This window comes from Rheinheimera sp., assembly GCF_020217005.1.
Classification (GTDB): Bacteria; Pseudomonadota; Gammaproteobacteria; order Enterobacterales; family Alteromonadaceae; genus Pararheinheimera.
Genome location: NZ_JAIWOI010000277.1, coordinates 1 through 10,000 on the forward strand (window position 1 = coordinate 1; position 10,000 = coordinate 10,000).

Below are 10,000 nucleotides of genomic sequence, written 5' to 3' on the forward strand. Positions count from 1 at the left end.
GATTACGTTCAGGCAAGGTGATCCGCTGGACGAATTAAACCAATTATGCGACTGTGCTTTCTTCACCTTTAAGGCTGTATGTAACCGCCTCTATTAGGTTTACGGCAAAACCGGAAAAGCTGAGCCTGACTACCCATGCATTGCGCTATTTACCTGAAAAGTTCGGACGATAAAAAGCTGCTGATCCAGCAATTGCAAGAAGGCAGTGTCAGTGCTGCTTTGGGTTTGAAACTGACGGGCCGTGGCGCTTTGTATTCGGCTTTAACTCTGGAAAAGTTTCTGGCTGAAGAGTACCGCCATGGCCGGGATGATTTAACAGCTGGGCAGTCGCAATGTCTGGCGTCTTTGTCAGAAGGCGAACAAAAACGTCTTTTGCTGGACTATGTACTGGCATCTAAACCTGATTATCTGATCCTCGATAATCTGTTTGATAGCCTGGATTTGGCCGGGCAGCAGATGATAGAACAGCGCCTGCACCAGCTGCAGCATCAAATTCCTTTGGTTCAATTGCTGAGTCGCCGCCGGGACAAACTGGCTTTTATTCATTCTCAGTTCCGGTTGCAGAACAAGCAGCTTGTGCCGGATCAGGGCGTCAGTGCCGCAATACCAGAGCTAAAAGGCAATATTCCCCCAGCTGCGGATCAACCTGCATTGTTGGACCCTTTGTTGATCAGTATGCGGGATTTGCAGGTCCGTTATGGCGACAAGGCTGTATTAAACGGCATTAGCTGGGATATCCGCGCCGGTGAATTCTGGCAACTGCATGGCCCTAACGGTGCTGGTAAAAGTACCTTAGTGCAGTTGATTAACGGCGAAAGCACTAAGGGTTATGGCCAGCAGTTGTATTTATTCGGCCGGAAAAAAGGCAGTGGCGAAAGCGTCTGGGATATTAAAAAGCACATTGGTTGTTTTACCCGGGTGATGGTGCAGAATTTCAGCAGTCAGGATACTGTGGAAAATATGCTGATCTCTGGTTTTTTTGATTCTGTGGGTTTGTATCAGCGACCTTCTGCTATTCATCAACGTTTGGCGGCACAGTGGCTTGAGCTAGTCGGTATGACCTCTTATGCCAAGCAATCTTTTGCACATTTAGGCTCCGGGCAACAACGGTTAATTCTGGCGATGCGAGCCATGATGAAACACCCGCCTTTGTTATTGCTGGATGAACCCCTGGTCGGGCTGGATGACGAAGAGAGTGCGTTGCTGATGGCGCTTATCAATCGTATGGCTGCCGCCAAAACCTGCGCTATTGTTTATATCTCCCACCGGGCTGAGATTGGTTTAACAGCGGATGCTGTCTTTGAGCTTATTCCTCAGACTGCAGGTTCTGTTGGCCGGATTGTTGGCGCAGGTAAGTTGTAAAGTCCGCTGCCGACAAAGGCTTACTGAATAAATAGCCCTGGCCCATTTGACAGCCGAGCTGCAGTAGAGTCTCTTTTTGTGTTTCCGTTTCAATGCCTTCGGCTATTAGTTGCAAATTCATCGACTGAGCCAGGGATATCACAGCTTTGACTATTTCCATGTCGCCTCTGTCTGTCAGCATGTCCTGTACAAAAGATTTGTCTATTTTCAGTACGTCAACCTGGAATTTTTTTAGATAAGACAAGCTCGAGTAGCCTGTACCAAAGTCGTCTATCGAAATGCAGATACCAGTAGCTTTGAGCTGGCTCAAGATGTTTTGAGTTTTGCTGACATCCAGCATTAATGCACTTTCAGTCACTTCCAGCTCTAGTAAGCTGGCTGGCATTCGCAATGCCGTAATCAGGTCTGTGATTTGTTTTACCAGTAGTAGGTCGGCAAACTGAGCTGCAGCAATATTGACAGATATAGGGATCCGATAACCCAACTGTTGCCAGCTCAGGCACTGTTCGCAAGCCTGATACAAAACCTGTTGGCCCAGTTCAGCAATTAAACCTGTCTCTTCCGCCAGCGGAATAAACTCTATTGGCGAGATCCACTGGCCCAGATGATTTTGCATACGAGCCAAAGCTTCGGCACCTAATAACTTGCCCGTTGCTAAGCAGAGTTTGGGTTGGTAATACACCTGTAGTTGCTGATTAGCCAAAGTGTCTCGTAGCAGTAGTTCCAGTTGATGACGATGAATAATTTGTTGTTCCAGCTCATCAGAAAAAAAGCGGGTTCTGTTCCGGCCTTCAGACTTAGCTTTAAACATAGCCACATCCGCATGGCGCATAAACATTTCTATGGTTTGGGCGTCGTCCGGGTAAATACTGACGCCTATACTGACCGCCATCTGATATTTTTTATCTTCCAACACAAAAGCGTGCTGGAACTGGCTATGCACCTGGCCAGCAAACAAACTAACCTCTTCAACAGACCATAGTTCGGGCAGTACCAGCACAAACTCATCTCCCCCCAGCCGAGCCAATGTAGTGCCAGCTGAACAGATAGAGCCTAAACGCTCGGCGGCCTGTTTGATTAACAGATCACCAAAATTATGGCCAATGGAGTCGTTGACGTACTTAAAGTTATCCAGATCAATCAGAAGTAAGGCTAACTTGTGGTGTAATTGCTCTGCCTTCTTTATGGCCTGTTCTATCCGGTCGTATAGCAGAACCCGATTCGGCAGGTTGGTTAAAGGGTCGTGATTTGCCAGATGACTCATCTTCAAAGCCAGAGCCATGCTTTCACTAACATCATGGAATACCACTATGCTGCCCAGGCATCTGCCATTAGGGTCAATAATAGGGGCTGCGGAATCTTCGACCTGAAATAGTTGGCCTGTGCGGGACACCAACTGACAATTTAATGCCATGGCGACGACACGTTGCTCTTTGATCGCAAAATAAATCGGGTTCCAATGCGGCTCTAAGGTATGAGCATCCCGCAGCTGCATCACCTCTTCAATCGGACGTTTTAAAGCTTCCTTTGCCAGCCAACCTGTCATGCGCTCAGCTATAGGGTTCATAAAGCTGATTTTTCCGTCGAGATCCGTAGCTATTACCGCGTCACCTATCGAATCCAGTGTGACTTTTAACCATTCTTTTTCTGCGGCCACTTGCCGGCTATAACTGCTTAAATCGAGTAAATTTTTAATCCGGATCCGGCTGGATACCGCGTGCAACGGCTTGCGTAAGAAGTCTATTCCACCTTCAGTCAAGGAGGCTATTTCATGTTCTATATCAATATGGGAGGTCATAAAAACGATAGCTATGTCGCGAGTGGCGGGGTCTGCTTTTAACGATCTACATACCGCAAAACCGTCCATACCGGGCATTTCTATGTCCAGTACTATCAGCTCAGGATGGTGCTGACGTGCTAGTTCAAGGGCGTGAGCACCGTCTGTGGCAAAATATAAAGTTGCAAGGTCTTGCAGCAGATCTCGTAACACTAGCAAGGATGTCGGTTGATCATCGACTAATAAAATTTTTGCGGCCAGTCCGGCCTGCGAAGTTCTTTGCACCTGGCTCTTCCCTGTTTTTTATCCACTCTTTGGTTAGTGTAGACGAAAAATTAACCAGACAAAGCAGAGGATTTTTCAGTTAAAGCCAATTATGCTGTGAGAAATCATTAAGGTAGCTGCTATGTTGTTTAATTTTAAAGTGCTGGAGCAATTAATAGGCTTTTCCCGTGAAGCATTTTTGCAGTTGTCTCCAGCGATGGCTCAATTGATCGAGTCAACGCCGCATGAGGTTCAGCAGCTGACTCTATCCTATCAGCAACAAAATCATAAAAGCTTCGAGTACTCATTACACAAGTTGCGTGGTAGCTACGCGACTTTAGGGGCCACAGCTTTACCTGAAATGTCCCGCACTATTGAACAGGTTTTACAACAGCAGGGGCGGCTCCCCTCTGCCAATGATTTTCAGCTATATCTGGAATGCCTGGAGCAGACCGCTACGGCCTTAGAGTTGTGGGTGAGTCAATTTAAGTACAGTTCAGATCCAAGCCACCCTGATGTTTCGCTGTATATTCAGTACCTTGAAAATAATGATATGCAAGCCTATAGCTTATTTCAGGTACAAAGAGCTGGCTGGATTGCTTACCTTGGACCCGAAAATTTTGTACTGATGGAGCAGGACATGATGATGTTAAATTTTACGGCTGTTGCAGAACGTTTAAAGCAGAGCCTAAACAGACAAGTGAAGGGGTCAGACTGATGACATGGCTAAAGCGTAATCTGCAGGAGATCGCAGTGATAGCTGTCCCGGCGCTGGTATTCGCTGCCTTGGGCTTTTATTTATCTGTTCATCTAGAGCAAGGTCAGCTTTTGCAAAATCAACAGCGTATTCAACAAAGCCTGGATGATAAAGCGAATAGGCTCTCAGAGGCTATTTTTGAAAAAATGACTATTTATCAATATGGCTTGCGTGGTATGCGAGGTGCCGTGTTAAGTGCTGGTCCGCAAAACTTTAGTTATAACAATATGTTGTCTTACAGCCAAAGCCGCGATTTGAGCCTGGAGTTTCCGGGCGCTCGCGGCTTTGGTGTTATTCGTAAAGTCGCACCCGATCAGGTGCAGGGCTTTCTGCAACAGGCTGCAGCTGACAGAGGTCATGAGTTTAAACTCAATCAATACAGTCCACATAAGCATGACTTATTTATCATTCAGTACATTGAGCCTCTGACGGATAACGCGAGTGCTATAGGATTCGATATTGCTTCAGAAAAAATACGTTATGAGGCTGCAATGTCTGCCGCCGGCCAGAATAAAGCTGTGCTGACAGAACCAATAACGCTGGTACAGGCGGAAAATAAGAAGTCGCAGGGTTTTTTATTGCTGATGCCAATTTACCGTCAAATGCCGGTTCCCGAAGATGTCGGGCAGCGTTACAAGGCATTGTATGGTTTTGCCTATGCCCCTCTATTGATTGATGAGATTTTGTTTAGCATCCGCAGTGAAGATGAAGGTATCCAACTGGAGGTTGTTGATCTCGATGCTGCGCCACAGCAACCCTTTTTTGTCCGTTCCGTATCAGGTTCTGTGTTAACTGATTTGCACTCTGAAGCCGAATTCGCTCTCTTTAATCGTAACTGGCAGGTTAGATTGGTAGCCAGCCATGCTTTTATTGAGCAGTTGGGCCTGCAGGATCCGCAAGCTGTGTTTTACATCGCGTTGAGTATTAGTGCTTTGATTGTCTTGATCATTGCTTTTTTCCAGTTAGCACTGATCAGACGTTTGCAACTAGCCAGACACAGAGCTGTATTGGCCGCCATTGTCGAAAATGCCAATGAAGCAGTGATTGGGGCTGACCAAACAGGCCGTATCAGTAGTTGGAACCCTGCTGCAGAGCAAATGTTTGGTTATGCCGAAGATGAAGCATTGGGGCGCACTATAGTTGACCTGATAGTACCAGCAAGTTTAAAGCCCACGCAGTTACAACTGGAGCAAAGAGTACGTGGCGGACAGAAAATTCGATATGTTCAGACCGAGCTTCAGGATCAGTTTGGTGATCTGCACCCGGTATCGTTAAATCTGTCACCCATATTGGATGAAAAAGGTCTGTTTATAGGTTCAGCCCTTACGGTGAATGATATCAGCCATATCAAGCAGGCTGAGCAAAAGCTACAGCAAGCGAATGAAGAGCTGGAACACCAGGTTGAGTTGCGTACCGCAGAAATAGAGCGGGTTTCAGCGTTGCAGCGTAGTATTTTGAGTAATGCCAATTACGCCATTATTACCACAGATTTAAATGGTGTGATCACCTCTTTTAATCCGGCAGCTGAAACCATGCTGCAGTATCAGGCCCATGAAGTGGTGGGACGCCAAAGCCCTGCCATTTTTCATGATCAGGACGAAGTATTGGAGTATGCAGAGCAACTCACCCGCCAGCTGGGTTATCAGGTGGAGCCTGATTTTGCTGTATTTGTGGCTAAGCCGAAGCAAGGCAAAACGGATAACAGAGAATGGAGTTATATTCGCAAAGATGGTAGCCGTTGTCCTGTACAACTTGCAGTCACAGCTTTGTTGGATCAGCAAAAGCTGGTAGTAGGTTATTTAGGAATTGCCCGGGATTTAACCTTACAAAAAGAGTTGGAATTTGAGCTGGCGTTGGCAAAAGTGTCGACAGAGCAGAGCCCTGACCTTGTATTCTGGTTAACTGATAGCGCTGATGTAATTAAAGCCAATCCTGCCGCTTTGGCTTGTTGTGCTGGCAGCTTAAGTCTGGCCGAACTTGCGTTACAGCTGGTTGGCGACAGATTACCCCAGTTGATGCAAAACGCAGAAAAAAAACGTAGTGTGCAGTTTGAAAGTCAGTTTGAAGATTCAGAAGGCAGACAAATCCCTTTATCTGTGAATTTGTCATGGATCCGCTTTGAGCAACGCAGTTATTTTTATCTGGTGGCCAGAGACAGGTCGGAACAACACAGAAGGGAGCTGGAATTAGCGCAAGCACGGCAACTGGCGGATGCTGCTAATGATGCCAAATCCTCTTTTTTGGCCAACATGAGCCACGAAATCCGCACACCTATGAACGCCATACTAGGCATGCTACAACTGGTGCAGCAAACCAGTTTAACCAACAGACAAGAAGAGTATATCCGTCAGACCGAAATTGCAGCCAAGTCCTTATTGGCCATTCTGAACGATATTCTGGATTTCTCAAAAGTAGAAGCTGGCAAATTGGAGATGGATAGCCACAGCTTTGAATTGTCCTCTCTGATGGAAGAGTTGGGAACTATTTTGTCAGCGAATCTGGGCAGTAAAGATGTCGAAGTCTTGTACCAGTTTGACGATGACCTACCGCAACTTGTGGTGGGCGATAGTTTAAGACTGAAGCAAGTTCTGCTTAATCTCACGGGCAATGCCATCAAATTTACTGAAAAAGGTGAAGTAGTGGTCAGCCTGGAGGTAACAGAGCGTACTGATGACGCGGCCAAAATTAAGTTCAGAGTGAAAGATACTGGTATAGGAATGACGCAACAACAACTGGCGGTGATTTTTCAAAGCTTCAGTCAGGCGGAATCTTCTATTAGTCGTCGGTATGGAGGAACAGGTTTAGGCCTGGCGATCAGCAGAGGGCTGGTTGAATTAATGGGAGGGCAACTCTGTGTTGATAGTCAGTTTGGTATCGGTAGCAGTTTTGAGTTTGAGCTATGGTTTAATTGCCTGAGCCTGAGTGCAACTCAAGCTGACTTAAGTTTGTTACAGGATTTAAAAGTACTGGTAGTGGATGATAATCAGCAATCACGGCTGATTTTATCTGAAGTTATGCGTCATTATGGTTGTCAGGTTGATTTAGCCAGTAGCGGTGAACAAGCGCTGCAGCTATTGGAACAGCAGAATAGCTATAAACTGGTGTTACTTGACTGGCTAATGCCTGGCTTGGATGGTTGGCAGACTGCAGAGAAAATCCGCCAGCTGGTACAAGGACCTGATATGCCTTTGGTGATTATGGTCACAGCCCATGGTCGCGAATGTTTGGCTCAAAAACAACAGGAAGATCAACGTCAGCATTTACTAAACGGCTTTATTGTCAAACCAGTTACACCAAGCCGCCTATTAGATGCGGTATTAGATGTGCTGGCGGGCAAACAAATGTTTTCGACCAGTCAACACAATAGGGTATCAGGCCAAAGCCGGCTCTACGGTCTGCAATTACTATTAGTCGAGGATAATCCCACCAACCAGATAGTGGCTTCGGAGTTGTTGGGCAATGAAGGTGCATTAGTGGATATAGCGCCGGGAGGTACTTTTGCTCTGGCTATGCTGGAACAAAATCCTGACAAATATGATTTGGTGCTGATGGATATCCAGATGCCTGATTTGGATGGTTATGAAACCACCAGGCGCATTCGCAGCAAAGCCGCTATGTTGACTTTGCCCATAGTGGCTATGACAGCGAATGCAATGCAATCGGACAAACAGGCTTGCCTGGATGCAGGCATGAATGATCATGTTGCCAAGCCTTTTGCTATCGACACTTTGGTTCAAACCATACTAAAGTGGTCTAAAACTCCTGCGGATCCCAGCGTCTCTGTTGCGGCTATATCACAACCTTTGCTCAGTGCTGAGTTGTTGGCTAAGGCGTCAGAGCATGGCGTACAGCTGAATTCAGCTCTAAACCGTCTGGGCAATTCTGTGGCTGTGTACCATAAAACCCTGAAATCTTTTACCGCTGAACTTAACGTCGCGCTGATTAAGCTGAACGCAGGTCTTGCTGCCTTAACAGAAAAAGAACTGTACTTACTGGCTCATTCTTTAAAAGGCTCTGCCGCCTCTTTGGGCATTCTGTGTTTATCAGAGCCTGCAGCTGCGATTGAACAATCCATCAAACAAAAAACAGCGTTGGATTTACCTAAAACATTAGCGAAGTTTATTACGGAGGCGGAAGCTTTTGCTGCTTTTGCTCCTGAGTTAGTGGCTGCGACTGCACCTGTGGCTGAACAGGAGCCGGCAGTTATACCTGACAAGGCCGAGCTGACAGACTTGTTAGAGCAACTGGCGTCTTGTTTGCAGAATTTTAACATGAGTGCTTTAGATCACTTTAGCCGGATAAAAGGCGCGCTAGACCGTCTTAATCCACAATGGCTGGGTCCGTTGGAAAGTGCTTTGGATCAGTTGAATTTTGACCTGGCGCTGCAATATACAGAGCAGTATCAGGCATTACTAAAAAGGTAATTGGTGATGAGTATTGCCCAGTTGAGTGCAGAAAAAGCAAAAATTCTGGTGGTGGACGACCAGCCAGTCAATATCCAAATCATTCACCAGATGCTCAATGCTGACTATCAGATTTTTATGGCTACCTCTGGTGCTCAGGCGATCAGTTTGTGCCAGAGCAACCCGCCAGATTTGATCTTGCTGGACGTGTTAATGCCTGAACTCGATGGTCTGGAAACCTGCCGATTATTAAAGCAAAAAGCGGAACTGGCTGATATACCCGTGATTTTTGTTACTGGAATGCAAAACCCGGAAGAGGAGGCTTTATGCTGGGGTGCGGGCGGTGATGATTTTGTGCTCAAACCTGTGAATGCAGTAACGCTGAAACACAGGATTAAAACTCAACTGAAACTGGTGCACCAAGCACGTTTAGTGCAGCAGTTAGAAGCGAAAAAGACAGTTTAAGGGTACAAAGCTAAAATCGCCTGGCTTTGTTGGCAAAGCTCCCGTTTTAATGCATCAGGAGCCAGCACTTTCGCTGCTGTGCCCAGCGACAATAACCAGCAGGCTAAAGAGCACCAATCGCTGCAATGCACGGCCATCACTACACCTTCTGCGTTCTGTTGCTCGTCTGTGATACCTTGCCACCATTCCCTTCTGGCTCTGTCTGCCGCTGCATGCAGAAAGAGGATCTGCGCTGTCAGTTGAGCTGGCGGCGTACCTTGTTGTAAAAAGTCTTTGGCGTTGAAGTCGCCTCTGGCCTGAAACTCTTCGTTATGCAGTTGCAGGTTTTCAATGCGGTCGGTGCGAAAATCCCGATAATCCTGCCGCAGCCTGCACCAGGCAATCAAATGCCAGCGCCCCAGATAAAACACTAAGCCAGCGGCTTCGACTGTTCTGCTGCTCTGCGTCTGACTAGCGCTGAGATACTCAAAAGTCAGCAGTTGTTGCCGGGCTATGGCTTGTTGTAATACAGATAAATCGGCTTGCTGTGGGTGGTTAGCTTGTGGTGTAGCCATGCCATTGGCTAAAAGCTCCAGTCGGTGTTTGGCTTCATTGGGCAACACAGCTTTGATTTTATCCAAAGCCGACTGCATTTTTTCGTTATAGCTATGAGTGGTCATTCGTTGAGCCAGCATCACCCCGGTCGACAGTGCATAAGCTTCCTGCTCGGAGAAATTCACCGGAGGCAATAAATAACCTTTCATCAGGCTGTAGCCAACGCCAGTCTCTGCCAGAATAGGTACTCCAGCCTCACCTAAAGCCGCAATATCGCGATAAATAGTACGGACACTTAAACCAAAGTGTTCCGCCATGTCTTCGGCTGTGCAGGTGCGGCGACTTTGCAAATACAAAATCAGCGCCAGCAAGCGATCTATACGATTCATCAGTTTCCCTTAGTCCGGTCTGTTTAACGGATCATCAGTCGGCTGATTT

General features: G+C 46.8%; 6 protein-coding genes. 4 read left to right on the forward strand and 2 right to left on the reverse strand.

All coding sequences use genetic code 11. The features are described from left to right. The first annotated feature begins 135 nt into the window (after nt 1-135). Nucleotides 136-1,362 carry an ATP-binding cassette domain-containing protein gene (locus tag LDL40_RS13535; RefSeq protein ID WP_300995904.1) on the forward strand — a complete coding sequence of 409 codons (1,227 nt, stop codon included), beginning with the start codon at nt 136-138 and terminating at the stop codon, nt 1,360-1,362. On the opposite strand, the gene LDL40_RS13540 is transcribed toward LDL40_RS13535, so the two are convergent. Next, nucleotides 1,307-3,424 (reverse strand): bifunctional diguanylate cyclase/phosphodiesterase, encoded by a 2,118-nt coding sequence (locus tag LDL40_RS13540; RefSeq protein WP_300995905.1) that lies wholly within the window; start codon nt 3,422-3,424, stop codon nt 1,307-1,309. The genes LDL40_RS13535 and LDL40_RS13540 overlap by 56 nt on opposite strands. A gap of 121 nt (nt 3,425-3,545) precedes the next feature. Here LDL40_RS13540 and LDL40_RS13545 point away from each other — a divergent pair, with 121 nt between their 5' ends. Genes LDL40_RS13545 through LDL40_RS13555 form a run of 3 tightly spaced genes read left to right on the forward strand, consistent with a single transcriptional unit; the run spans nt 3,546 to nt 9,028 of the window. After that, nucleotides 3,546-4,121, forward strand: a complete 576-nt coding sequence (locus LDL40_RS13545; RefSeq protein ID WP_300995906.1) for an Hpt domain-containing protein — start codon at nt 3,546-3,548, stop codon at nt 4,119-4,121. Continuing rightward, nucleotides 4,121-8,584 carry a PAS domain S-box protein gene (locus LDL40_RS13550; protein ID WP_300995907.1) on the forward strand — a complete coding sequence of 1,488 codons (4,464 nt, stop codon included), beginning with the start codon at nt 4,121-4,123 and terminating at the stop codon, nt 8,582-8,584. Before LDL40_RS13545 ends, LDL40_RS13550 begins: the two co-directional genes overlap by 1 nt. Before the next feature lie 6 nt (nt 8,585-8,590). Continuing rightward, nucleotides 8,591-9,028: a PleD family two-component system response regulator gene (locus tag LDL40_RS13555; protein WP_300995908.1), complete on the forward strand. Its 438-nt coding sequence runs from the start codon at nt 8,591-8,593 to the stop codon at nt 9,026-9,028. Here LDL40_RS13555 and LDL40_RS13560 read toward each other — a convergent pair. Further along, nucleotides 9,025-9,951 carry a YafY family protein gene (locus tag LDL40_RS13560; RefSeq protein ID WP_300995909.1) on the reverse strand — a complete coding sequence of 309 codons (927 nt, stop codon included), beginning with the start codon at nt 9,949-9,951 and terminating at the stop codon, nt 9,025-9,027. The two genes, LDL40_RS13555 and LDL40_RS13560, sit on opposite strands and share 4 nt — an antisense overlap. Nucleotides 9,952-10,000 lie beyond the last annotated feature (49 nt).

Excerpts from the sequence above, each read along its gene's own strand:
- LDL40_RS13535 (WP_300995904.1), top strand. The coding sequence starts at position 136 with ATGCATTGCGCTATTTACCTGAAAAGTTCGGACGATAAAAAGCTGCTG.
- LDL40_RS13545 (WP_300995906.1), top strand. The coding sequence starts at position 3,546 with ATGTTGTTTAATTTTAAAGTGCTGGAGCAATTAATAGGCTTTTCCCGT.
- LDL40_RS13550 (WP_300995907.1), top strand. The coding sequence starts at position 4,121 with ATGACATGGCTAAAGCGTAATCTGCAGGAGATCGCAGTGATAGCTGTC.
- LDL40_RS13555 (WP_300995908.1), top strand. The coding sequence starts at position 8,591 with ATGAGTATTGCCCAGTTGAGTGCAGAAAAAGCAAAAATTCTGGTGGTG.
- LDL40_RS13560 (WP_300995909.1), bottom strand. The coding sequence starts at position 9,951 with ATGAATCGTATAGATCGCTTGCTGGCGCTGATTTTGTATTTGCAAAGT.